Here is a 25,081-nt window from a genome sequence, read left to right on the forward strand (position 1 = left end):
AAAACTATGGGAAAAAAAATTCTGATTGTTGATGACGAATTAGATTATGCCTTCATGGTTCAAGGAAGACTTGAACATAATGGATACGATGTCTTTATCGCAGAAGATGGCGAAGAAGCATTAAAGAAGGCCACTAGAGAAAAGCCGGACGTGATCCTTCTTGATATTCTGATGCCCATCATGGATGGTTATACCACACTTAAAAAGCTTAAATCACAAAATGAGACGAAAGACATCCCTGTCATCATGTTTTCTGCAAAAGGGCAACCTGAAGACCTAGCCCAAGCAAAAACTTTCAGGGCATTCGATTACATCATCAAACCCTTCGACCCTCCCGAACTCCTAGGGAAAATCGAAAAAGCGATGAAAAAGTAATTTCGAAAAACGGCCGTTTTCTTTTTAAATCCAAAATCCACAATCTAAAATGCATTGCTGGGAGGGGGATTTGAACCCCCATACCCTGTAACGGGCGCTAGCCCCTCAAGCTAGTGTGTCTGCCAGTTCCACCATCCCAGCAAAAAACAGTAGGGAGTAAGTAGTATAAAGTAGGTAGAAAACTTCTTACTGCTTTTCACAGGTGTACTTGAATTCCTTTACGCAAAAACTCCCGTCTCGTCAACCAAATAAATGGAGTCGCAATTATAGTAAAAAACGCACTCATATAAACAAAAATTTGCAAAATTAAAACCATGGAATTATGGGAGCGAGAAATATTCAAGGAAGAATATTCAAAAAACCTCATAAATCCCTGCATCCAGGACGCACTCAAGAGTTGATAGAGCGCCCCTCCTGTTATATCCTCAAGGGCATGGGTGAAGTTAGAAACAGACATCAGAAGGGCATAGGTAAATCCGGCGTTCGATCGAGAGGCTGCTTCCCCAGCCAAAGTGAGAGGGATTAAAAATGCGGGAATAGAGGCAAAGCCCAAAGTCGTATCGGTGAACAAAGCCCACCAATGATATCGATTCCAATTGGACGCCCCTTCTAAGAATTTATAGAAGAGGGCCCCTATGCTACTTCCTTTAAACTGAGACCCCCACGATAAAATCTTTTCCCAGGAGAAAGGGATGGTCAAAGAAAGCGGGTGATCCACCGGCAAATAAAAATAATAGCCCGAAAGCAAAGAAATCACCGCAATCACAACCATTCCATAGAGATATTGATCCCACCTCACTCGAGAAAAATGGCGGGCAAACCAGCGGTAGACAAAAATAGAAAGGAGCCAGACGAGACTACTCACCGCATTCAAAATTCCAAAGATCGTCGGAGTAAAATGAAGCTCTTTGGCCATGTAAGTTTTTCCAGCATAACTGATGGAAGGGCTAAAGTTCCAAGCGACAATAAAAAGGATTAGAAAAAGAAGATGCCGCTCTTTTTGGCGAAAATTTTTAAACGCCTGAGTCATTGAATGAAATCTGTTCGGCCATTGAAATAGATGATTTTTAAAGCTCTTCACTCCCCTTTTTAAAAAGGGTTTTGTCTTTCGAATACGTTCTTCATCCAGGTTGGTCATTCCAATGATTGCCGTGAAGAGAGGAAAACAAGCGGTACTTGCAAAAACAATCCAATAGGGCAAAATATTTTGTTCAACTTTTTCTTGAAACCAGCCGCTCGTAACAGCCACAAAGACACTGGCTAGGCTCAACATCAGCCATTGAAAATTGACAAAGGATCCAACCAATTTTAATTTTTGTCCGTGCTCAACCATCAACGCATCGACCACCACATCGACAAAGGCGTAGGACAATTGTGCCACATTGATTAAAATGATATAGGGAAGCACCCAGGTCCACTGAAGATAAGTTAAGAGCGCTATCCCTAACCAAGAAAAAAGAGCCAGGACGGCCATGACTCCAAAATAGGATTTTCTGCGATAACCTAGAATAGGAACTCGGTCAGAAATGAATCCCCAAAGAGGTTTGATATACCAGGCTAAATGATTTAATCCTTGAAAAAATTGACCTGCAACAGGTCCCAATTTCAGAATATTCATCATGTAATAAAAGATGGAAAGCTGAGGAAGGCCGTTCATTCCTTGGGCAAAATAGACAACACCAAAAACACGTTTAAGCCTCTTTACTTCAAGATCATTGGAGGACATTTAAGAGTTTTCCTAATGGACTTTAAGATGCACTAGAATCAACTTGAGATTTTTCTTGAATTTTTTTTTGGGAAGAAGATGGAAGTAGAGTCGATTCAGTCTTAGGTTCAACTGCACTTGGTGAAGCAGTTGAAGAAGATGCTGAAGCCGTCGAAGTTACTTCGGGTGATTTTTGCGGTGTAGATAGTGTACGAGAAATCTTGTTTAAAAGACCTTTTAATTCTTCCTTAGACTTTCCAACAACTCCTTCAAGGACTTTATTCTCACCTGAAGTGTTTTGACTTCCAGAAGGAGGCGGCAACCCTTTTTGAAGGGCTTCCATGGGGAGTTTCAGAGGTGACTTTTTAAGAACAGAGGAACTATGTCTGGCTGTTAAAAAGGCCAATGAAAGGCTCGTGAGCATAAAAATAACAGCCATGACTGAAGTCGCCTTTTTCAAAAAATCGCTGGCTTCAGCGCCTAAGGCTGTCTCAACAGCGGCCGCACCAAAAGTAGAAGCAAGACCCGCTCCTTTCCCCGCCTGCAAAAGGACCAAGGCGATAAGACCCAGGCAACAAATCACATGAATCATCATTACAAAAATCATCATGGCTAAAAAATTCCTCAAATTTCAATGGCGGTAATTATATCTTAAAATTAACAATTCTGGCAAAGGATGTTACATCAAGGCTCGCTCCACCAACCAAAGCCCCATCAATATTGGGCTCTCGCATCAACTCGTCGATATTTTTAAGTGTAACACTTCCGCCATACTGAATGCGAATTTTATCTGCAATATCGCTCCCAAAAAACTCTTTCACAATTTTTCGAATATGGGCATGGACCTCTTCGGCCTGTTGAGGCGTTGCATTTCGTCCTGTTCCAATGGCCCAAACAGGTTCGTAAGCCACCACACATTTTGAAATTTCTTGCTTTTCAAGACCTTTTAAACCTTGTGTCACCTGAGTACGGATCAAATCAAACGTGAGGTTCTTTTCCCGTTCTTCCAAAGTTTCTCCAACACAAACAATGGGCAAAAGTCCATCGCTCAAGGCTTTTTTCACCTTTCGATGAACCATCTCATCTGTTTCACCCAAAATCTTTCTGCGTTCTGAATGGCCAATAATACAATAAGAAGCCCCTGCATCCTTAATCATCGATCCTGAAATTTCGCCTGTAAAAGCGCCATTGGCCTCCCAAAAAATATTCTGAGAACCCAACTCAATGTTTGATCCCTTTAAAATTTCTCCGACAGAAGCTAACGCAGTAAAGGGAGGACAAATGAGGCATATACGGTCCGTCAATTTTGCCAATTCTTTTTTAAGCTTTTCTGAAAACTCAAGGGCTTCCCTTAAAGTTTTGTTCATCTTCCAGTTTCCAGCAATAATCGGAATACGCATCTTAACCCTTTAAACGTTAAACCTTTAAACTTTGAACTTCCGTCAAGGCAGCAATCCCAGGAAGCTCTTTGCCTTCTAAAAACTCCAAAGAAGCGCCTCCCCCTGTCGAAACATGAGTCATTTTATCTGCTAGACCCAATTGAGCCAAGGCGGCGACGGAATCCCCTCCTCCAACAATGGTCGTTGCACTACGATTGTCAGCCAAAGCTTGAGCAATCGCCTCTGTTCCGCGTGCAAATCGGCTCAATTCAAAAACCCCCATGGGACCATTCCAAAGAACAGTTTTTGCCCCTTGAATTTTTTTAGAATAAAGACTGATGGTCTCAGGACCAATATCCGCACCCAGCCAGCCTGGGGCAATTCCCCCTCGAACAACCAGGGTGTTCGATCCTTCCTCTAATCGATCCGTCACCACATGATCAGCGGGGATCAAAAGCTCTTTTTTCTTTGATTGAGCTTTTAATAAAAGCTGTTTTGCTAATCCAACCTTTTCTTTTTCAACCAGGGAGTTTCCAGTGGAGAGACCCTGGGCCAATAAAAAGGTATAGGCCATGGCCCCACCCACTAAAAGCGTATCGACTTTTTCCAAAAGATTTTCAATGACACTGATTTTGTCCGAAACCTTCGCCCCGCCTAAAATCGCCACAAACGGTTTTTGAGGGTGATTCACCGCATCTCCTAAATATTGAATTTCTTTTCTCAAGAGATACCCTGAAGCTGACTGAGCAATAAACTTCGTAATTCCATACATCGAGGCATGAGGACGATGAGCGGTACCAAAGGCATCATCAATATAAATTTCACCTAAGCGAGCCAGGGAACGAGCAAAATTTTCATCACCCTTTTCCTCTTCAGGATGAAATCTTAAGTTTTCAAGCAAAAGAACCTCACCCGATTTCATCCCTTGGACAAGCGTTTCAACATCGAGGCCGACACAGTCCGGAGCCATTTTTACTTCGCGTCCTAATAATTCAGCGAGACGGATTGCCGCCGGTTTCAAACTCATGGAGGGTTCCACCTTACCTTTGGGTCGGCCCAGATGGCTCATGAGGACTGCCTTCCCCTGATGATCGATCACATAGCGAATCGTGGGTAAGGCCTCCCGAATCCGGGTATCATCCGTAATGGAAAGAGCTTTATCTAAAGGAACATTAAAGTCTACGCGAATTAAAACACGCTTCTCCTTTAAATCCAAATCTTCAATAAAAAGTTTTGACATATCACTTCCTCAAAAACTACAATTTAATGGATAATTAGCAATTGAAAATGGATAACAGTCATATGCACTTGATTCCACTCGATGCAAGCACTACGGCAAAATTTGTAGTCGCCCCATTTATGGGGCCGTGCATGAGACTGCCCGATGAATCAGGCGACTACAAAAGCTTATTCTTTATTATCCCTTCATCGCCATCGCAGGCACATCATTCTTCGCCATATACTTCACAAGATCAACCACGCGATTCGAATAGCCCCATTCATTATCATACCAGGAAACAATTTTGAAGAAGCGCTTCTCTCCTTGAAGATTATTCTGAACCGTGGCCAATGAATCATAAATGGAAGAATGACTGTCATGAATGAAATCGGTTGAAACCAATTCTTCCTCTGTAACGGCTAGATATCCTTTTAAGTAGCTTTCAGAAGCCTTTTTCAGAAGGCGATCAATTTCTTCAATGGAGGTATCTTTCGAAGCCCGAAAGGTCAGATCCACGACAGAAACATCGATGGTTGGAACACGAAAAGCCATCCCTGTTAATTTTCCCTTGACCGCAGGCAACGCTTCACCGACCGCTTTAGCTGCACCCGTCGTCGATGGAATAATATTGATCGCTGCCGCACGACCGCCTCGCCAGTCCTTTTTAGAAGGGCCGTCCACAGTCTTTTGTGTTGCCGTATAAGAATGAATGGTCGTCATGAGTCCCGTTTCAATTCCAATCCCTTCCTTCAAAAGCACATAAACCAAAGGAGCGAGGCAATTGGTCGTACAAGAAGCGTTGGAAACGATATTGTGGTTTGCAGATTGATATTCCTTTTCATTTACTCCCATCACAAGGGTCTTCACATCGCCTTTAGCTGGAGCGGAAATAATGACTTTCTTCGCACCGGCCGTCAAATGTCCCTTGGCCTTTTCAGAATCGGTAAAAAGTCCTGTGGACTCAATCACATAATCAACCCCCAATGCCTTCCAGGGTAGTCCCGAAGGATCTTTGGTTGCCATCACACATTTTATTTTATGACCGTTCACGATCAAAATATCATTTTCCTCTTTAGAGGAATCACTCTTGGCTGTATCGACTGAATGCTTAAATTTGCCGTGCACAGAATCATATTTCATCTGATAGGCAAAATAATCTGCATCCGTCGATATATCCACCACCGCAACGACATCAATATCTTTTCCTAAAAGGCCCTGATCACAAATGGCCTGAAATACCATCCGCCCAATTCTTCCAAACCCATTAATTCCAATTCGTATAGCCATATTTTAAGCTCCTTTCTAAATCAGCGCATGATTTTACCCAATGAGGCGAGGGTGTCAAGGCTAAATTGGTCTTTATATTTCAATTCCCTTAGTGAATGGGGTATCGTTTAATGGAGAGGTAGTTTTCGTAAGCGCACTCGAATATCATCAACAATAACAATAGAATTTTGAAGATCTTCAACCTTAAGAGTTTTGAGTAACCTTGTCAGAAAAATATTTACTTTTTCTACGGTTGCATGTTCGATCCTAAGAAGGATAATGCTGGGGGTAATTGCTAAGGAATGAGCCAAGATGGAGCCAAAGTCAAAATCCGTGGAAATAACGATCTGGTTTTGCGATCGAGCCATCTGTACGATTTCCTCATCAGTTGCTCTTTCTTTGCCTATAGAGAGTAAATGAACTGCCTCATGACCCAGTGAATTCAGAAAATTTGCAGTCTTTGGAGAAAGGGGCATATCAACAAGAAATTTCATTCATTCAACCTGTCATAGAGGTCAAGGGAAAGGATTCATCTCTACTCAGCCAGGCAGCATATTCAAGAGATTGTTTAATATCCTCCATTTCGAGGTAGGGGTAGTCACTCAGTATCTCGGGAAAGGATTTACCAGCTCCAATGAGATCAAGAATCTGATAAACAGGCATCCGCATACCCCGAATACAGGGCTGTCCATGGAGAACCTTTGGATCCATTGTTATCCGGTTAAACATCATAACCACCTCTCTCTAAATGATTACCTTAGATTAAGGACGCTGTCAATAGAGAACCCCAAAAAACCGTCGCTCGTTAAAAAGAAAATTAATGAGCGAAGAATCAAATACTCCTCGCCAACACCCATACTGTGACTGAACTCGCTCCAGCCTCTTTTAGTACCCGAGAGCATTCTTCGATGGTGGCTCCTGTGGTCAAAACATCATCGACCAGAAGAACTCTCTTTCCCTCAATCCTTTTTATATTTTTACATTTAAAACTGCCTTGAATATTGAGAAGCCGATCCTTTCTATCTTGAAGTGTCTGTCCTCCTGAATATTTAGCACGAATCAAAACCCCTTTTAAAAGAGGCCTTTGAATCTTATCTCTAATGGCCTCCCCCAAAATACAAGCCTGATTAAATCCCCTTTCCCTCATTTTCAAAGGATGCAAGGGCACCGGAAGGATGATATCCACATTTTCTTTAGAAAAAGGTATTTTCTCCTTGGCAAGAAACATCCTTTGAAAAGTTGACACAAGATATTCTGCTTTAGCAAATTTTAACAAGCGCAAGAGCTCCTTCAAAAGCCCCTCATAAATGGCGATGGCATAACACGCCTCATAAGAAAAATGGGATCGAGAACAAGGAGAGCAAATTTTCCTCTCTAGCCCAGGAAAGGGTTTTGCGCAAATGTGACAGGCAGGCTCGGGAATCCATCCTATCAAATCAAAGCACCCATCACAAAGATAAGTTCGATTCTCATGCGACATCACTTCTAAGCAATGCTCACAATGCCGTGGAAATAAAAGATCTGCGAGAACCCAACCCAACATTCGTAGATTCATTTGAAATTGATGAATGGAAAATATCCGCATGCAAAATCCTACTATGGAAATCCAAAAATCAAATATCAAAAATCAAAATGACAAATCAAAATTTAAAATGTCTCCCTTGCGATAGTATTATAAATTTTGGATTTTAGGTTGTCATTTTGCATTTTGATTTTTGAATTTTAAATTGTATCATAAGTCAAAAATTTGGAAACATTTGGAAACATCATGAAAATACTTCATGCTTATATCATCAGGGAGTTTCTGGCCAATTTTTTCCTAGGAACTTCGATTTTTGTCTCTGTCCTCTTTATGGGACATGTCTTCAAGATTGCCAATCTGGTTCTTCAGGGGGTTCCCTTAAAGGAAATTGCCTACTTGTTCTTTTTACTAACTCCCTATTTTCTATCTGCCTGTATTCCCATGGCCCTCTTAAGCTCTCTCCTTCTTATTTTTGGACGCCTCTCTCAAGACAATGAACTCTTGGCGATAAAAGCTTCTGGAATTTCCATTTTTAGAGTCTCTTATCCCCTTTGGATCATTGGAATTCTTTTGACAGGAATTTGCTTCAAACTGCATAATGAAATCATCCCCTATTCCCATTTTGCGGCTCGAAAACTCATTGTGCAAATGGGCATTAAAAATCCAACGGCCTATCTGGAGGCAGGGCAATTTGTAGAAGCCTTTCCAAATTATATTATTTATATCCGAGAACGACACGACAACCTCCTTAAAAAAGTTGTCATCTATGAGACAACTGAAGAAGGTAAGATCAAAACCATTACAGCCCAAGAAGGAGGCATTTCCTACGCCCCGGAAACCAGCACCATTCTCCTTGAATTACATAACGGAACCATTCAACAACCCACTGGAAAGGATTTCAAAGATTTTTTTAATCTCCAATTTGGAAATTACGTCCTTAAACTTAATGCGGAAAATATTTTTAAAAACCCATCTGATCTGGACAAAAAACATAAAGACATGTCCATTTCTGAAATCGCAAAAAAAATCAAGGAATATAAGTCTAAGGGAATTAATCCCACCCCACTTCGAACCGAAATTCAAAAGAAAATTTCCATATCCTTTTCTTGCCTTGCTTTTACTTTGATTGGAATCCCCCTAGGAATTCGTGCTCATCGAAGTGAAAAAACGGTCGGAATAGCGTTGAGTCTCCTCCTCGTTTTTCTTTATTATTTATTCATTATTTTAGGCAAAGCTCTGGATGAAAAACCTGCCCTGCATCCGGAACTCTTAATGTGGGTTCCTAACGTTTTACTCAGTGCCATTGGAATTTATTCTTTTAAGAAAGCATCACGATGATCCCACCACCTCTGGTCGGCTCCTTTGGGAGCCGATAGAGATTATTACAACTTGGCTTTGAAGTAGAAATAGGAAGTGGTAATAAGATGTTAAAAATAAGAGAAGGGCAAGCCTGCCTTTGGCAGGCTCCAGAGGTGGTGGGATGAAAATCATCGATCGTTATATTTTACGCGAATTCATTCTTCCATTTTTTTATTGTTTCCTTGCATTCTTCATCCTTTATTTCATTGCTGATCTTTTCGAGCACATGGATGTTTTTCTAAAAACACATACCCCTTGGAAACAAATTCTGTTTTATTATATTTTTCTGACCCCAACCATTTACACGGAAATTTCTCCTTTTTGTCTCGCTCTTTCACTCATTTATGTCTTAGGAAATTTTGCTCGGCACCACGAAATTGTGGGAATGAGGGCGTCCGGAATTTCCTCAAAAAGAATAGCGTTCCCCTTTCTCCTCTTAGGTCTTTTCTTAAGCACAACTTTTTTCTACCTGAATGAATCCTGGCTCCCCAAGGCCCGTCTTCGAATGGAGACGTTTAAGAAAACATTTATTGATAAGGAGGATGCTTCACAAGACTCTAAAATTTACAATAATCTGACTTACGGAAACATGAAAGAAAATTACATTTTTTATATGCGAGAACTCGACTTAAAAACAAACACCGCTCTTGATTTACAAATCCACTATTTAAACCCCAGCAGCGGTTCCCTTGAAAAACTCATTCGGGCCCAAGAAGGACGTTGGCTTGACCAGGAATGGTGGCTCTTTAATGGAACGATTGTCCGATACGACGCATCCGGAGACATTAAGGAAGATCCTGAAATTTTTCTTAAGAGAAAGGCGAGTATTTTTGAATCTCCTCTTGAACTTATTCTAGAAGAAAAAGCAAATGAACAAATGAACTATTTTGAATTTAAAAATTACTTGCTCAAGAAATATGGGAAAAAAATCCCTCGCCCTCAAAAGACAGAACTTTACTCAAAAATTTCAAAACCATGGATTTATTTTGTTCTTGTTCTTTTAGTGGTCCCCATAGGACTCGAGATCACACGGGGAGGAGCCCTTACAGTACTAGGGAAAACCCTACTTTTTACATTTGCCTATTACAGCGTCCAATTCTTCTTACTAGCCCTTGGAAAACAAGGCTATTTAGATCCAGGCCTGGCCTGCGGCCTCACACCTGGATTTTTTGGGCTGTGGGGAGCGGTAAAAATAATAAGACTACGCTAAAAAATTTCGGATTGCGGAATTCGGATTGCGGATTTTAGGAATAAATTTAGTAAAAACAATGCTTTTTGTTTTTCACTCCGCAATCCCCAATCCGCAATCCGAATTTATCTTTGCTACGTTCCTTCTTGCCAGCTTGAAAGATATTTCTTTTGCTCTTCCGTCAGCTCATCAATTTTAAGCCCCATGGTCTGAAGCTTCAAACGGGAGACCCACTCATCAATCTCTTTAGGAACATCATAGACCTTCGTTTTAAGCTCCTTCGCATGTTTCACCGCATACTCACACGTCAGGGCTTGAACAGAAAAACTCATATCCATGACAGAGGCGGGATGCCCCTCTGCTGTAGAAAGATTCACTAATCTTCCTTGAGCTAATAAAAAAAGTCGCCGGCCACCTGGTAAAACATATTCATCAATAAAGTCGCGGATATCATGATTCACTTTAACGGACAATTTTTCAAGGGCAGGAATATCAATTTCCACATTAAAATGTCCCGAGTTACAGATAATCGCTCCATCTTTCATCTTCGCAAAATGTTCTTTTCTCAGAACATGAATATCTCCCGTCAAGGTACAAAAAATATCTCCGATTTGAGCGGCTTCTTCCATCGTCATGACCAAAAATCCATCCATCGCAGCCTCAAGAGCTCGAATGGGATTAACTTCAGTCACAATCACATTGGCTCCCATGCCTCGGGCTCTCATGGCAAACCCTTTTCCACACCATCCATAACCCGCTGTGACAACACTTCTTCCAGCTATAAGCACATTGGTAGCTCGAATAATTCCATCCAACGTAGACTGACCCGTTCCATAGCGATTATCAAAAAAATGTTTGGTATCTGCATCATTGACCGCCACCACAGGAATTTTAAGGGCTCCAGCTTTTTCCATCGCCCTTAAACGAATGACTCCCGTCGTTGTTTCTTCCATACTCGCCATGACCTGAGAAATGAGTTCCTGATGAGAGGAATGGATTTCAGAGACTAAATCAGCTCCATCATCCATTGTCACGACTGGACGATGACGCAGAGCATTTGTCATATGTTCATAATAGGTTTCTCGCGATTCACCTTTAATGGCATAGACAGGAATTTGATGATCTGAAACTAAACTTGCAGCAACATCATCTTGAGTACTCAAAGGATTTGAAGCACATAAAACTAAATCAGCCCCACCGGCCTGAAGCGTTCGAACCAGATTCGCTGTTTCTGCAGTCACATGAAGGCAAGCTGACATGCGTAATCCCTTTAAGGGCTTTTCCTTGAGAAAACGTTCTCGAATGAGCCTTAAAACAGGCATATCCTTTTCAGCCCAGTCAATACGCTTTTTCCCACGGGGTGCAAGCGCTAAATCTTTGACATCATAACGTGAAAGGTCTGTCATACTAAAACTCATCCCACCACCTCTAGCGTTTCTCGAGAAGCAATCCCGGATTCTTGACGTAAAATTTGAGCCTTATCTGTTTTCTCCCACGTGTAGCCTGGACCTGATCGGCCAAAATGCCCAAACCGAGCCGTTTCTTTATAAATCGGTCTCCTCAAATTGAGACTATCGATAATCCCTTTTGGGGTCAATTTAAAATGCTTGCGAATGAGTTTTACAATTTCGCTTTCTGAAATAGCCTCCGTCCCAAAGCAGTCTACGAAAATAGAAACGGGCTCTGCCACACCAATGGCATAGGCCAATTGGACTTCGCAGCGATCGGCAAGACCTGCAGCGACTACATTTTTTGCGACATAGCGAGCTGCATACTGGGCACTGCGATCCACTTTCGTTGGGTCCTTTCCAGAAAAACATCCACCTCCATGGCGCCCCATCCCTCCATAAGTATCCACAATGATCTTTCTTCCGGTAAGACCCGTATCACCCTGAGGCCCCCCCACCACAAAACGTCCTGTGGGATTCACATGAAAAATAGTTTTGGAATCTAATAGATGAGCTGGAACCGCTTCTTTAATCACTTTTTCAATGACATCTTTTTGAATGGTTTCATGAGTAATGTCAGGGTTGTGCTGAGTCGAAATAACAATGGTATGAACACGAAGAGGTTCCCCTCCTTCATATTCGACGGTCACCTGACTCTTCGCATCCGGCCTCAGATAAGGGAGAACATTTTTTTGGCGTAAAAGCGTTAGCCGCTCAATTAAGCGCCAGGAAAGCATCATGGGTAAAGGCATAAGCTCGGAAGTCTCACGACAGGCATAGCCAAACATCATGCCCTGATCTCCCGCCCCCATCTCTTTGTGGAGACCTTCTCCCTCATTCACCCCTTGGGCAATATCCGAAGACTGACGATCGATAAAAGCCAAGACTTCACAGGTTTTATAATCAAAACCAGCAGCCTCGTCCGAATAACCAATTTCTTTTACGGTTCGACGAACCACTTCCTCGACGGGAATACTTGCCTTGGCGGTGACTTGACCTGCAACAATAGCCCTTCCAGTTGCCAAAAGCGTTTCGACCGCTACACGAGCCATGGGATCTTTTTCTAAGTAGGCATCCAATATTGCGTCTGAAATTTGATCAGCCATTTTATCAGGATGCCCCATGGATACGGCTTCAGAGGTAAATAATTTTTTCTCACCCATTTTCTTTTTTCTCCTTAAAAGACGTTTTTGATAAAGTTTATTTGCTTTCTCGTAGCTTTCAAGATCCCCGATATCAAACCACAATCCCTGAATGACAAAACCAAAAATGGATTCATGCTTTAAAAACCATTCCATCAAATGGCCCGGCGCATCTTTATTTCCACCCTCTTGGATAAAACGGCGAATTTTGGTCAAATCGGACCGAGTATAACCGTAAACTCCTGTCGAAATCAAGGAATTAGGAGGATTTTTAGGTTTTTCCAAAAATTTCAAAATTCGCCCCTCTGGGTCAAGTTCAATCACCCCATATTGCGAAGCTAGCTTGATATCTCCTAAGTCATAGCAGGCAAGACTGGTCCCCTTTTCTTTAAAGAATGTGACAAAATCTTTGAGATTAAATTCAAAGAGATTATCTCCTGCCAAAATCAAAATATCATCATCTATCTTTTCAGAATCGATTACAAAGGAAATATCACCAATAGCCCCCAAGCGAGTCTCATTGGTTTCAGTGCCATCATTCAGTATTTTGCAAAAAGGCTCGAGACCTAAAGATTGAACCCATTCGCAAAATTGCGGATAAAATTTTGCATTGGTAACGACATACACTTGATCAATCTCAGAAACAGCTTGAATGGAGGACAAAATATAATCAATGATGGGTCGATCCCCAACAGGCAAAAGCGGTTTTGCTCGGTGGGCAGTCAAGGGATAAAGACGTTTGGCATATCCTGCAGCTAGGATAATGGCTTTCATCCCACTACCTGTCTATGGCCCAAAAGGGCCAATCCTTTTTAAGTTCGCTATCTGATTACTTTCCATATCCTATGATGTTCCCCCATAGAAAATCCTCCTTCGAAGGATAGACAGGTGGTGGGATCATTAGATGTGACATTCACCAAGTACTGTATCGGACACAATCAGTCTCGGATAATACTCACAATTTTTTTCCACAACAATCTTAAATATTTCCTGTTTTAATCGACCAATCTTGTATAACACGATGTGTTGATCTGCTGTAAACAAACGATTGGGACGAATATTACTGGACTGTTTCAACAACCCTTCTTCAAAGTGCTTATCTTCAATAGAAATAGCTAATTGATCTCGAAATAGTTTTACTTGTAATTTGACAAAGAATAAGATCATCCCCTTCCAGATCGCGAATGACCAAAGCAGGTCTACGTTTTGATCGTGTTAAATCCGAAAAAGGGAAGGGAATAACAACAACATCACCTCTTACAAATCTTGCCAAGCTTTATCCTCCTCAGGGCAAAGCCAATCTTTTTCTAGCGCAGATTCAGACATAACAAACGCTTCTGTCTTTTCTTTTAATCTCAAATAGTGAACAAAGTCCACCACTTCCCTTAAAAAAGGTTCCTTCAACCCTAAAATTTCATTGATTAAAATCTGACGCCTATCCATGGAGCTATGGTACTAAAAATCCTTACCTTCGTTCAATTCTTTTCGAATCAAGACTCATCCCAAATTCACACCCAATCAATCAACAGGGATGGGATCATTATCTTTTCCTTTTCAAGGTCTTACGCCGTTTCGCCCGCTCTTGATGAAGCATAATGAGTTCGGGGGCGACTTCATTCAGCAATTTCATCGCTCTTCGTTCAATTTCCTCAGCAGAATTCATCTCCAAAGCATCCTTGGCGAGTTGTTCCACCAAAGAAAAACGGACTGAACGAATGGTTTTTTTAATTTCTGGAACTGCAGAGGGGCTCGAACTAAATTCATCCAGACCCATTCCCAAAAGAATGAGGGCCATGGCGGGATCTCCTGCCATTTCTCCACACATCCCGACCCAAATCCCTTCAGCATGAGCCGCATCAATCACATTTTGAATTAACCTTAAAACCGCTGGATGAGCCGGTTGATAAAGATGCGCAATCTTTTCATTCACCCGATCTACAGCCAATGAATACTGAATCAGGTCATTGGTCCCAATGCTAAAAAAATCGGCATGTTTGGCCAAAATATCTGAGGTCAAAGCGGCTGAGGGAATCTCGATCATGGCCCCCACTTCCATATCTGCATTGAAAGGAATCCCCTCTTTCCTTAATTCATTTTTCACTTGTTCCAACACGTGATTGGCCTGTTTTAGCTCATCGACTCCTGAGATCATGGGATACATTAACTTTATATTCTTGCATACACTGGCCCGCAAAATGGCCCTTAACTGAACCTTAAATATATCCAGCCGTTCTAAGCAAAATCGAATCGCCCTCCAGCCCAAAAAGGGATTCATCTCTTTAGGAATCTCAAGATGAGAAAGAAATTTATCCCCTCCCAAATCTAGACTTCGAATAATCACATCATGCGGAGCCACTTTTCTTGCAACCTCTTGATAGGCTTTAAAATGTTCTTCTTCTGTTGGAAGATCTGTGCGATTCATATAAAAAAATTCTGTTCGATAGAGGCCCACTCCTTGGGCCCCATGTTCAACCACCGAATGAATATCCTCTGGCATTTCAATATTGGCCGCCAAAGCCACCTCATGGCCATCGACTGTCCGAGCGGGAAGATTTTTTAAAGCAGCGAGTTTAGATTCAAAGATAAAAACCTTCTCCTGCTCATGCTGATAAGTAACCAAGGTCGACCTAGATGGATGAACAATCACCGTTCCCCGATTCCCATCCAAAATAATCATTTCCCCTGTCGATAACCTTGAACTAATATCGTGAAGTCCGACCACGGCGGGGATCTCAAGCGAACGAGCCATAATCGCTGTGTGACTGGTCTTACTCCCAATGTCAGTCGCAAAACCAATAACGCGTTCCTGATGCATCAAGGCGGTATCGGAAGGGGATAAATCATAGGCCACGACAATCATTTCTTCGGGAAGATGAATCAAATCTTCACGTTTTTTCCCCGTCAGATTATGAAGAACCCGACGTCCTACATCACGAACATCACTGGATCTTTCTTTGAGATATTCATCATTGATCTGAGAAAAAATATCCGAATATTTTCGAATCACCTGTTGAAAAATATGTTCGACATTGAGCCGCTCCTTCTCCAAACGCTTGATCACTTCTTCAATCAAGGTTCGATCTTCGAGCACCATCAAATGGGCATCAAAAATCTGCGCATGCTCTACCCCCAACTTCTCTTCAATCTGCTTTTGAATATTAAGAATTTCTTTACGGGTAGCGCCTAAAGCCTCCTCAAATCGAGCTATTTCTTTTGACAATTCATGAGGCTCAAGAGAACGCTGCATGATCACTTCTTCGGAGCTGTCGAATATAAAAACCTTCCCAATCACAATGCCTGGGGAAACGGCAATTCCTCGATAGATTTTCTCTTTGGTTGTCTTCATGATTGTCTCTTTGCTTGACCCATTTTATGCTTCGCAAAATTTTTTACTAAAAAGATCCGCCAGGGCTCCTATCGCCGAACCTGCATCAGCCCCCTGTGCGATTAATTTTAATTTTGTCCCTTTAGAGGCCGCAAGCATCATCACCCCCATAATACTTTTCCCATTCACCCTCTCTCCATCTTTTTCTAAAAAAATCTCAGATTTAAAACCGTTAGCCACTTTAACAAACATCGCTGCCGGACGGGCATGGAGACCCAATTCATTTTGAACAATGAGATCTTTGATTGCCTCTTGTTTGACAGAATCCCCTTTTTGATTCACCATAGACCCTTACTTAGGGGTCAAATCTCTTGTTGCCTAATCCTTCAAGTCTTGACCCCACTCCCTTTTTTCATTTGCTCAATTAACTCTTGGTTCAAGTCACGGCTGGCGTGGTAGCCCATTCTTCTCAACCTCTGATTCAAAGCAGCCACTTCCACCAATAAAGACAAATCACGTCCCGGTCTTACCGGAATCAAAACATGAGGTAAATCAACATCAAAAAACCGATAAAAATTGTCATCCATTCCTAAACGATCATATTCTTTATCGGGTTTCCAATCTTCTAAACTGACCACCAGTTCAACCTCTTTTTCCTGCATAACACAACCTGCACCAAAAAGAGTTTGGATATTAATAATCCCAAGGCCTCTGACTTCCAGGTGATGTCTCAAAAGAGGATCACCCGTTCCAACCAAACGCCCCCCCGCCGTATAACGAACACGGACCACGTCGTCTGAAATCAGACGATGCCCTCTTTCAATCAGGCCCAATGCACACTCACTTTTTCCAACCCCACTCTCCCCTCGAATTAAAACACCAATCCCGTAGACTTCGACCAAATCTGCACTCACCGTTAAAACTGCGGCAAAGACATTTTCCAGAAAAAGAGTGGCTTGGTTAACAAGAACCATAGTGACCAGAGGGGACCTGAAAACAGGGATTTCCCTTTTTTCCGCCTCTTCTAATAATTCTTGAGGAGGAAGCATTCTCCGAGAAACGATACAACAGGGTACATTCTTCTCTAAAAGCTGGATGATTCTTGCCCGTCTTAATTTGGGGTCCATATTCTTTAAATAAATGAGCTCGACTTTCCCAAGAACTTGGACCCGCGAACGAGCAAAATAATCAAAGTAACCTGCTAAGGCAAGACCGGGTCGATTGACTTCAGCAACCTTAATGATCCGTTTGAGTCCTCGAGTCCCTGCCACCAAACGCAAGCGCAACAAATCCTTCGTCTTTTGAAAGAATTCTTCAACAGCTAACCCTTTCCCCAAAATGAACTCCTCTCAGACAAAAACACAAGTTCAAAGTTTAATGTTTAAAGTTCAAAGACTCAAGGAGTCAAAGATTCAGAGAAAACTGCTATTTTTAAACTTTTAAACCTTCTTTTTAGCAGTTTCAATCAAACCGAAATTGCCATCTTTCCTTTTATAAATAACATTGATTCCGTCTGTTTCAGGATTGAAAAATGTTAAAAATATATCCTCTGAGAGTTTTAACTGGTCCATCGCCTCATCAGGATACATGGGCTTAGGGGCAAATTTCTTCGTACGAACCAAACGAACGGATGTTTCTACTTCTTCCTCATTTTCTACAGGGGATTCCCCATCAGAGGAGGGAATATCTCTTTCTCTGGTTCGGTGATACTGAAGCTTTTCTTTATACTTTTTTAATTGTCTCTCGATTTTATCCAATACCTTATCAATAGAGGCCATCACATCTTCTGTTTTCTCTGCTGCTCTAATTCGCACACGATTGAGCAAAATCACCACCTCCACTTTATGCTGATAGCGCTCAAGATCAAAAATAACATGAACCCCGTTCACCTTCGGAATATTCTTGATGAAACGCTCAAGTTTTTCACTCAGATAGCTCTTAGCAGCTTCAGGAATTTCACGATGTCGACCGGTAAATGTAATTTCCAAGCTTCACCTCCCTTTCAGATTGATGCTATAGAAAAAAAATGAGGCCGTCAATAAATTCAATCTCATAAAGTTTTATATTTTTCCTTCTTACTCTTTCCTTTTTAATTGCTTTTAAAGCAGTTCTTCTTGTTCCATCCTTGGTTTCTTAATATTAAAATGTTCATACGCCAAAGAGGTTGCCTTTCTCCCACTGGGAGTTCTCTTAATATACCCCTGCTGAATTAAATAAGGCTCGTACACCTCTTCTAAAGTATCCACTTCTTCAGAAAGAGCCGCAGAGAGGGTATTGACTCCGACAGGTCCCCCCTCAAACTTGAGAGCGATGGTCTCGATGATACGCTTATCCATCTCGTCCAAACCCTTTTCGTCCACCTCCAGCATCTTTAAAGCCCGATCGGCCACCTCACGTGTCACCCTTCCATCCACCTTTACTTGAGCATAGTCCCTCACCCGCCGTAAAAGGCAATTGGCAATTCTGGGCGTTCCCCTCGATCGATTGGCAATTTCTAAGGCCCCTTCTTCCTCAATCAAAATTCGAAGAATCTTAGCTGACCTCAAAATAATGGCCTTCAATTCTTGAGGCGCATAATAATCTAAACGGGTGGTCATTCCAAATCTTGACCGAAGAGGAGAGGTTAGAAGACCGCTGCGTGTCGTTGCACCCACCAAAGTAAATTTTTTTAAATCAAGTCGGACTGATCTGGCATTGGGCCCTTTGTCGATCATAATATCCAAGGCAAAATCTTCCATGGCCGGATAAAGATATTCTTCCACCATATGGTTCAATCGATGAATCTCATCAATAAATAAAACATCCCCTTCTTCCAAATTGGTGAGAAGACCTGCCAAATCGCCTGGCCGCTCAATCACAGGCCCCGAGGTCGTTTTAATATTTGCACCCATTTCCTGAGCAATAATATTGGCCAAAGTCGTTTTTCCTAAACCTGGCGGTCCTGAAAAAAGAATATGTTCTAAGGGTTCTTTGCGACTGCAAGCAGCCTGAATAAAAACACGAAGCCTTTCCTTCAGCTTCTCTTGACCAACAAATTCATCCATCAAAGTCGGTCGAAGCGAAACATAAAACTGAGGATCTTCATTCAGACTTGTTGAAAAAATTCTCTCTTGGCTCATATTTCCTACCCTACCTACTTTTTATGTACTTTTGTAGGGGTCCGATTGATAGGACCCGTTCCTTTATGGCGGGTCGCATGAATGCGCCCCCTCCATAGCTGGGCCTAAGCACTATTTAATATTTTAATCGAATCCCGAATCAGTTCTTCAATCTTTTCTTTCGGGTCTTTCTTCATCACACTTTCAACCGCCTCCTTGACCCTCGGTCGCGTGAACCCAAGTGAAACCAGGGCCAACAGGGCATCCCTCATCAAATTGGCTCTTTCATCTGAAAGACCTTCTTTTCCCAACTCAAGAGGCAAACGCACATTTTGAACTTTATCTTTCAATTCTAAAATCAATCGACTCGCCGTTTTTTTTCCAATTCCAGGAATACTCGACAAAAGTTTTTCATCTTCATTCTGAATGCAATTTTTTAAATCCTTGAGGCCCATTCCCCCCATAATGGCCAGTGCCGATTTAGGGCCGATGCCATTGACCCCCAACAAAATTTTAAAAACCTCTTTCTCTTCTTCATATTGGAAACCATACAAAACTTGAAGATCTTCACGAACATGAAAATAAGTATAAAGCGTTAGAAACTCTTGAGAAGAGGGAAGAGAAATGAGTATTCTCGAAGGAACATGCACTTCATAACCCACGCCGTTCACATCGAGCACGACTGTTGAATCTACAATCTTAATCAATTTTCCAGATAAGTATGAGTACATAGGTAAAAATTCCAAATCTCAAATTCCAAATCTCAAACAAATTCAAAATTCTAAACTAAAAAATTCCGAACTTTATTGTTTGGAATTTGATGCTTGGTGCTTGGTCATTGCCTTTAAATGATGCGCATGGCAAATGGCCACGGCCAGAGCATCCGTGATATCCTCAGGCCCTTTAAAATCTTTGAGACGTAAAAGAGACAAGACCATTTTGCTCACTTGAGACTTATGGGCTGAACCAAACCCGACGACCGCCTGCTTCACCCGCCGAGGTTCATATTCATAAACCGGTAACTGATGTTGCGCCAAGGCAAGAATAGCAACGCCTCTGGCTTCTCCTAGTTTAAAAGCAGTTCGAGGATTTTTAAAGTAGAAAAGTGTTTCGACTGCAGCTTCATTGGGGGAAGAACGAACAATAACGACTTTAAGGCCTTCAAAAATTTTGGAAAAACGCAAAGGGAGAGGAGTTTTGGAAGAATTAGCAATGTATCCGCAATCAATGAGTTTAAAAACTCCACGATCAACCTCAATCACCCCAAATCCCGTTTTGAGACTCCCGGGATCAATCCCTAAAATGCGCATGGTGTTAAGTCCATGTTCGACAGTCTATGGTCCACAGTCTTTTAAAGGTATTTTTTATTATCATCAGCTGATGATTCACAATCGATTTTTGTCTATCGACTGTTGACTGAGGACTGTGGACTATAAGTATGATTTTCTACTCTTTCTCTATTTCCTCTAAAATTTCATCCGGAATGTCAAAATTGGCATAGACATTTTGAACATCATCATGATCTTCAAGATGACTCATCAAATCTAAAACTTTTCGAGCGTCGGATCCTGATACGGGAACGGTATTCTGAGGAAGAAAGGTTAATTCTGATTGACTGATTTTAATATGATGGGCGGCCAAAGCACTCTTCACCGCTTCAAGACTGGCTTGGGGGGTCACAATATCAAACGTTTCATCTTCGACCTTAAAATCTTCAGCTCCTGCATCGGTTGCGATTGTAAATAAAGCATCCTCTTGGGCCGAATTTTTTGGAACCGAGATCAGCCCCTTTTTATGAAACATCCAGGAAACCGACCCCGTTCCACCTAAATTTCCTCCACTTTTAGAGAAAACAGCACGAATCTCTGCTGCCGTCCGGTTCTTATTATCCGTTAAAGCTTCTACAATAATCGCAACTCCGCTTGCCCCATACCCTTCGTACATCTGCTCTTCATAATTGACCCCAGGCAATTCACCCGTCCCCTTTTTAATGGCTCGGTCAATATTATCTGCAGGCATGTTTGCTTCTTTTGCATTGGCAAGAACGGTCCTCAACCGAGGATTCGTATTAGGATCAGCCCCTCCTAGACGTGCCGCCACCGTAATTTCTTTCACGACCTTGCTAAAAACCTTGCCTCTTTTAGCATCGGCCGCCGCCTTCTTATGCTTAATCGTCGCCCATTTTGAATGTCCGCTCATAAATGATATTCCTCTGTCTGACACCAATCGTTATTCGCCGTTCTCCTATCACCATTCTAGAGAAGGAGGGTATTTGCTGCAGGACAACCTTGTCAGGTCGAATCTCTCGAACGATTTTCTTGGTGATATTTTCAATTGTTACGGTCTCCATGCACAATTTCATTTTGGATATGAGCACCGGCAAATCCAGGAACATACCCGACATAAAATCTGGTTTCAGGGCAATGCTCAATAACGGTCCTATAGGTTTTCATACGTAATCTCCTATGCCTCATCTTAACTCTTCTTTAGGAATCCGTCAATCCCACCAAGAATCCCTTGCCTTCCCTACATCGAACCCTGAGTGGCTTCTTCTTCCTGACGTAACCATTGCAAGCGTTCTAGAGGAGTTCGGGGAGCTTTCATGGGTTTTTTTAATTCATTTCGATCGACCTTCTTAAAAGCATTCAAAAGGTCTTGGTCCTTGACTGAATTTCCAGAAACAAGTTTCTCTAAAATCCAATCCATTTGTTGATCATCTAAGGCACCTCTCACCACAAGATAAACAAGATTTTCTCCTGAAAGAGGATCCGTCTTTAATAAATCGGCATAACGATCCTGATCTCCTTCTGCAATCACAAACCGAACACGCTCTTCTCTATTCCCACTTCGTTGTGCCCCCGCAAAAAATTCATGGATTACATCCCCTTTCACCTTTGCTCCTAGGGCGTGACTTCTAACCGCCTCATCATGAGCCTCATAGTAGCAAACAGTCATGTTATCTTTTAACTGATCACACCTATCTCCACAAACGGATTTAAAAATTTTCTCAGTCAGATCAGAAGGTAAATCACCTTTTGAGACCCCTTCAGGAAGAACAATAGAAATCACGATTTTAAATTTGTTCTTTTGAAGCAGCTGAATAGAATAGTTGTAGAAGAGTTCAAAGTTATCACGAGAGGCCTTCACCTCCCACTCTCCAGAACCCTTTTGAGCAAGTTCAATACCAAATGTTTTTTGGGTCATCACCAAAACTTTGAGTGGAGTTTCATCTCTCTTTTTACCTTTGATAGGCTCGCGATAATTTGCCAATCGATCTTGATATTGTTCACCGACCGTCTTAACACGGGCCTGAAGTAACCATCCATTCTTCAAAATTCCAACCTTGTCTCCTTCCAAATCTGAATCCTTCTTTGTATCATTCTCATCATGATATTTCACCACCCATCCTTTTTTCAGAGATTGAGGGTCACGTAAAAGAGTCAGCAATAATTTCTGGAAGCGATCGGGGTGAATGGCTCCCAAACTTGCAAGGTCAAGATAGAGATAACCGTTATTGAATAACGCTCTTCTAACACAAAAATCTCTCACTGCGAAACGAGTTGCTGGAGAAAGATCCACAGAAAGCCACTGTCCCTCGTTCAATACCTCTAAATTTCCAGTGGTAGAAAATCTCAAAATTTTGGACTGTGATTTTTGAATTAAAACTTTTAATTCATCCGACATATGAGTCTGCTGTCCTAAGTCTGCTAAGGCATTGATTGCTTTCTGATCGCGAAGGCGTTCCAATGCTGCAAAAAATCCAAAGACAGGCGTTAAGCCTGAGAGGAAAACTTGAGATAGAGGATTGTAACTTTGAATGGGTTCTACCTGGTGCCTCAATTCTTTTTGTCCGTATCTTAAAACAACATCCAAAGACTGGTGAGATAAAATTTCATGAGAAATCCCATAATATTCGTTTCCAGCAACATAGTTTTCGATAAGCAAACTTAAGCCTCCCGCATAAGTCCTCCCACTTCTTAAGTGATTTGCAATAAGAAGAAAAAGAACCGCTACATCCTGAACCATGGGAAGTCTTGCATCATCATTGATCGTTCTTTGAGCGCTTGTTTCCTGAGCCATACGCAAATTGACGACTCCTTCAATATGACGCATCAGGTCTCCAAAACTGGGCTGATCGGTAGCCAAAAACTTTAAGGTATTGTCAATGGCCTGAGTTAAGTCCTGATCTTCAGGATCGGCACTCAAGTGCTGTCTTAAGAGCGAAAGATAATCTTCTCTCTCAAGACTCTGAAGAAAATGGGGTGCTTTGTCTTGAATATTTTGAATGAGGTTAAATTTTGCTTCAAGAGATACGTTTTTCGCAAAAGTCTGGGCAAGCTCACCTCCATTTTTACTTAAAGCCTCTCCACTCACTTTTTCTTGAATGTCTCGAAGAGCCGCCTCTTCTCCTTGAGATAAACTCTCAAGACTCTTTGGATCTTGGGCACGTCGCCTGATCAACTCTCGAGCGACTCTTCCCTTGACCGTTCCATCGATCACCCTCTCACTCTCAGGAAGATCTAAGTCAAAGAGAGGTTCCATTAAGACCATTTCCGTATGAAGCGCACGGTTAAAGAGATCTATTTTCTCAGGAGTGGCAGAAACTCCGAGCGCCTCCATTCTCACTGGTAACTGAAGTCTACGCCATCCTTCGATAAATTCATGGGGAATGGCATCTTTAAAAAACCCCTCTGTCATAGCAATGCGAATGGTATGGTCCTTGACTTGTGTGACGGCTGGTTCTAAAACACCTAAATCTTTTGCCAAATAAATCTGAACCGTATAATTTTGTCTAACTTCGGAAAATGTTATAAAAGATCCCTTTTCAGATTGACCCCCCTCGGGAGGAGTTGCAAGAGCTCCAAGCACTTTCTTGAACAGATCTAATCTAATATCCTCAACCTTCAGACCTAATTTTCCAAATTCACCCTCAAGAAATTCAGGCGCATAACGATTAACCATCTCTAACATTTTTTTGGCTTGTTCTCTTTCTTCCTCTCTAACTCCCCGCGTCACAATTTGACCTCCATCAATTCGGGTAAAAACTCGATTGACCTCTTCTTGTGTCAGATTCGGAACACCCATCCGTTTTTGATGGGAACCGGAAGATGAATCATCTTCAGCTAAGGGAGTTTCCGAAGTATCACTCCATTGCAAATGACGAGCACTCCGCTGGCCTCCATTGATTTTAACAAAGTTGATTTTAAAACCATCCCGACAGGGCTTAGATTGAATTTGATACTGAAAAACAGTAGCCCCTGATTTTACTCTTACAAAAGCTTGTAGCCCTTCTTGCCCTATGCTCAGTTCCAACTCAAAGGCATCTCCACTGTCCCCGAGTCCGCTTAGAATAACCTCCTCTCCCTCCGAAAATCCCAATCGAAGGGTTCCCTTTGCCCCCAAGTTTCCATGAAGACGATCTGCATCTCGAACCTCCACGGCCAATGACTCGGAAACATTCCCGCTTCGTTCGGCCTCTAAAAACCGTTGGACAAGATGTCTAAACTGAAAGGTGTCAGGATCCCAATTAAAAAACTGAAGCAAGCGAATATCACTTTGAAGACCGATCATCTCTGGAGTATTCGCAGAAACTCCCCCCTGAACAAGTTCTCCATAGTATTTCTTCAGTTCATCGAATAAGTGCCCACCCTTTTTCTTATTCTGCGCCAACACCCCTTCCCCATTTCCACGAATTTTTTTAAGAAAATCTGGAACTGAAGATGCTCCTCGATGATACTTCCGAATAATCCCTTGAATCTCATTGAAAACTCTTTTTTGCGTCGTAGGGTCAATCTGTTGAGTCATTTCCTTCCTTCTTCGATTCCACCACCCAGCCGCTTTTCCAGAAACCTTCGCAGCGCTCCAAGCCGTTAAAGCGCTACGCAATTTTCCATCATTCACGTAACTCTCAAGTGTAATACCCTCCACCTTATCTACTTGTCTGGCAGAAGGGGGCTTCCCTCCTAAAGAAGGTGTGGAGTGAAGATATTCCGAGGGGTCTAAAAGAACCAATCCCTCCTCTCTTCCATCCTCTGTGAGTCGAACCAAAACAAA

At 42.0% G+C, this 25,081-nt stretch carries 23 protein-coding genes, 1 tRNA gene and 1 pseudogene; 3 read left to right on the plus strand and 22 right to left on the minus strand.

Going from position 1 to position 25,081, the window contains the following annotated elements; all coding sequences use genetic code 11:
* Nucleotides 1-6: 6 nt before the first annotated feature.
* Nucleotides 7-375, plus strand: coding sequence for a response regulator (locus tag HYS07_02745; protein ID MBI1870092.1), 369 nt, complete (start codon nt 7-9; stop codon nt 373-375).
* Nucleotides 376-430: 55 nt separating this feature from the next.
* On the opposite strand, the gene HYS07_02750 is transcribed toward HYS07_02745, so the two are convergent.
* The 9 genes from HYS07_02750 to HYS07_02790 all read right to left on the minus strand — a co-directional run bounded on the left by HYS07_02750 (nt 431) and on the right by HYS07_02790 (nt 7,529).
* Nucleotides 431-516: transfer RNA gene (locus HYS07_02750), tRNA-Leu, on the minus strand.
* A gap of 55 nt (nt 517-571) precedes the next feature.
* On the minus strand, nt 572-2,101 hold the full coding sequence (locus tag HYS07_02755) for a PucC family protein (GenBank protein MBI1870093.1): 1,530 nt from the start codon (nt 2,099-2,101) through the stop codon (nt 572-574).
* Nucleotides 2,102-2,123: 22 nt separating this feature from the next.
* Nucleotides 2,124-2,690: a preprotein translocase subunit SecG gene (gene secG / locus HYS07_02760; protein ID MBI1870094.1), complete on the minus strand. Its 567-nt coding sequence runs from the start codon at nt 2,688-2,690 to the stop codon at nt 2,124-2,126.
* A gap of 34 nt (nt 2,691-2,724) precedes the next feature.
* Complete coding sequence (locus HYS07_02765) at nt 2,725-3,480, minus strand: triose-phosphate isomerase (GenBank protein ID MBI1870095.1); 756 nt, start codon at nt 3,478-3,480, stop codon at nt 2,725-2,727.
* Between the two features lie 16 nt (nt 3,481-3,496).
* Entirely contained in the window at nt 3,497-4,699 is a 1,203-nt protein-coding gene (locus HYS07_02770) for a phosphoglycerate kinase (protein MBI1870096.1), read from the minus strand.
* A gap of 177 nt (nt 4,700-4,876) precedes the next feature.
* A complete protein-coding gene (gap, locus tag HYS07_02775) occupies nt 4,877-5,965 on the minus strand; it encodes a type I glyceraldehyde-3-phosphate dehydrogenase (protein ID MBI1870097.1) in 1,089 nt (362 codons plus the stop codon).
* A gap of 107 nt (nt 5,966-6,072) precedes the next feature.
* Nucleotides 6,073-6,438 (minus strand): DUF5615 family PIN-like protein, encoded by a 366-nt coding sequence (locus HYS07_02780; GenBank protein ID MBI1870098.1) that lies wholly within the window; start codon nt 6,436-6,438, stop codon nt 6,073-6,075.
* Nucleotides 6,439-6,442: 4 nt separating this feature from the next.
* Nucleotides 6,443-6,676 (minus strand): DUF433 domain-containing protein, encoded by a 234-nt coding sequence (locus HYS07_02785; protein MBI1870099.1) that lies wholly within the window; start codon nt 6,674-6,676, stop codon nt 6,443-6,445.
* A gap of 100 nt (nt 6,677-6,776) precedes the next feature.
* Nucleotides 6,777-7,529 carry a ComF family protein gene (locus tag HYS07_02790; GenBank protein ID MBI1870100.1) on the minus strand — a complete coding sequence of 251 codons (753 nt, stop codon included), beginning with the start codon at nt 7,527-7,529 and terminating at the stop codon, nt 6,777-6,779.
* A 183-nt stretch (nt 7,530-7,712) separates the two neighbouring features.
* Here HYS07_02790 and HYS07_02795 point away from each other — a divergent pair, with 183 nt between their 5' ends.
* The gene (locus tag HYS07_02795) at nt 7,713-8,804 is read left to right on the plus strand and encodes an LptF/LptG family permease (GenBank protein ID MBI1870101.1); all 1,092 of its coding nucleotides are present in this window, start codon (nt 7,713-7,715) and stop codon (nt 8,802-8,804) included.
* Nucleotides 8,805-8,946: 142 nt separating this feature from the next.
* A complete protein-coding gene (locus tag HYS07_02800; protein ID MBI1870102.1) occupies nt 8,947-10,035 on the plus strand; it encodes an LptF/LptG family permease in 1,089 nt (362 codons plus the stop codon).
* Nucleotides 10,036-10,148: 113 nt separating this feature from the next.
* Here the strand turns inward: HYS07_02800 and HYS07_02805 are convergent, their stop codons facing one another.
* The 13 genes and pseudogenes from HYS07_02805 to HYS07_02865 all read right to left on the minus strand — a co-directional run.
* Nucleotides 10,149-11,420, minus strand: a complete 1,272-nt coding sequence (locus HYS07_02805; GenBank protein MBI1870103.1) for an adenosylhomocysteinase — start codon at nt 11,418-11,420, stop codon at nt 10,149-10,151.
* Between the two features lie 8 nt (nt 11,421-11,428).
* Nucleotides 11,429-13,378, minus strand: coding sequence for a methionine adenosyltransferase (locus HYS07_02810; GenBank protein ID MBI1870104.1), 1,950 nt, complete (start codon nt 13,376-13,378; stop codon nt 11,429-11,431).
* A gap of 126 nt (nt 13,379-13,504) precedes the next feature.
* Nucleotides 13,505-13,877, minus strand: a pseudogene (locus HYS07_02815) (type II toxin-antitoxin system PemK/MazF family toxin).
* Nucleotides 13,862-14,047 (minus strand): DUF2281 domain-containing protein, encoded by a 186-nt coding sequence (locus HYS07_02820; GenBank protein MBI1870105.1) that lies wholly within the window; start codon nt 14,045-14,047, stop codon nt 13,862-13,864. The pseudogene HYS07_02815 and the gene HYS07_02820 overlap by 16 nt, the downstream one beginning before the upstream one ends.
* A 97-nt stretch (nt 14,048-14,144) precedes the next feature.
* Entirely contained in the window at nt 14,145-15,929 is a 1,785-nt protein-coding gene (gene ptsP, locus HYS07_02825) for a phosphoenolpyruvate--protein phosphotransferase (protein ID MBI1870106.1), read from the minus strand.
* A 45-nt stretch (nt 15,930-15,974) separates the two neighbouring features.
* Complete coding sequence (locus HYS07_02830) at nt 15,975-16,274, minus strand: HPr family phosphocarrier protein (GenBank protein ID MBI1870107.1); 300 nt, start codon at nt 16,272-16,274, stop codon at nt 15,975-15,977.
* Nucleotides 16,275-16,315: 41 nt separating this feature from the next.
* On the minus strand, nt 16,316-17,266 hold the full coding sequence (gene hprK, locus HYS07_02835; protein MBI1870108.1) for an HPr(Ser) kinase/phosphatase: 951 nt from the start codon (nt 17,264-17,266) through the stop codon (nt 16,316-16,318).
* Nucleotides 17,267-17,368: 102 nt separating this feature from the next.
* Nucleotides 17,369-17,917 carry a ribosome-associated translation inhibitor RaiA gene (gene raiA, locus HYS07_02840; GenBank protein MBI1870109.1) on the minus strand — a complete coding sequence of 183 codons (549 nt, stop codon included), beginning with the start codon at nt 17,915-17,917 and terminating at the stop codon, nt 17,369-17,371.
* Between the two features lie 111 nt (nt 17,918-18,028).
* Nucleotides 18,029-19,048, minus strand: coding sequence for a Holliday junction branch migration DNA helicase RuvB (gene ruvB / locus HYS07_02845; protein ID MBI1870110.1), 1,020 nt, complete (start codon nt 19,046-19,048; stop codon nt 18,029-18,031).
* A gap of 104 nt (nt 19,049-19,152) precedes the next feature.
* The gene (gene ruvA / locus HYS07_02850) at nt 19,153-19,758 is read right to left on the minus strand and encodes a Holliday junction branch migration protein RuvA (GenBank protein ID MBI1870111.1); all 606 of its coding nucleotides are present in this window, start codon (nt 19,756-19,758) and stop codon (nt 19,153-19,155) included.
* A 72-nt stretch (nt 19,759-19,830) separates the two neighbouring features.
* A complete protein-coding gene (ruvC, locus tag HYS07_02855; protein MBI1870112.1) occupies nt 19,831-20,337 on the minus strand; it encodes a crossover junction endodeoxyribonuclease RuvC in 507 nt (168 codons plus the stop codon).
* A gap of 136 nt (nt 20,338-20,473) precedes the next feature.
* On the minus strand, nt 20,474-21,226 hold the full coding sequence (locus HYS07_02860; protein MBI1870113.1) for a YebC/PmpR family DNA-binding transcriptional regulator: 753 nt from the start codon (nt 21,224-21,226) through the stop codon (nt 20,474-20,476).
* Between the two features lie 327 nt (nt 21,227-21,553).
* On the minus strand, nt 21,554-25,081 hold a 3,528-nt coding region (locus HYS07_02865), incomplete at its 5' end, for a hypothetical protein (GenBank protein ID MBI1870114.1).

The organism is Chlamydiota bacterium, from assembly GCA_016178055.1.
Lineage (GTDB): Bacteria > Auribacterota > JACPWU01 > JACPWU01 > JACPWU01 > JACOUC01.